Consider the following 462-nt stretch of genomic DNA (forward strand, 5'->3'; position numbering starts at 1 on the left):
GCCCCCGTTAACAACGCCTTCAGGGTCGGTGCTGGCCAAACCGATAAACAGCCTACTGTCGTTGAACTCAGTGACGGGACGCTGGCGTTCAGCTGGCAGGATAACGATGCCTATGAGATTCGCACCCAGCTGTATAAAGACGGTTTTGAATTATCAGCCATTAATGAAGACGATACCACCAACAGCGGTAATACCATTGCTGAGATAGTGACCGATGGCAGTATTACCGATATCGATGGCAACCCGGTAGAAGCCGTTGCCATTACCAGCGTCGATAACAGCAATGGCAGCTGGGAATACTCGGTTGATGGCGGCGCCAACTGGACGACCATTAATGATGGCAGCCTCGGTGACAACCATGCCCTGCTGCTCGATGCCAATAACCATGTACGTTTTGTGCCCAATGCTGACTTTAATGGCGCAGCAACGTTCACCGTCAGAGCCTGGGATAAATCAGCCGGT

The 462-nt window shown here is 52.2% G+C and carries 1 protein-coding gene; it reads left to right on the plus strand.

The genetic code is table 11. The features are described 5' to 3' along the window. A partial coding sequence (locus tag AK963_RS34470) for a hypothetical protein (RefSeq protein ID WP_202969984.1) occupies positions 1–462 on the plus strand: 462 nt, incomplete at both ends.

The sequence above is a fragment of the Endozoicomonas atrinae genome, assembly GCF_001647025.1.
Taxonomy (GTDB): domain Bacteria; phylum Pseudomonadota; class Gammaproteobacteria; order Pseudomonadales; family Endozoicomonadaceae; genus Endozoicomonas; species Endozoicomonas atrinae.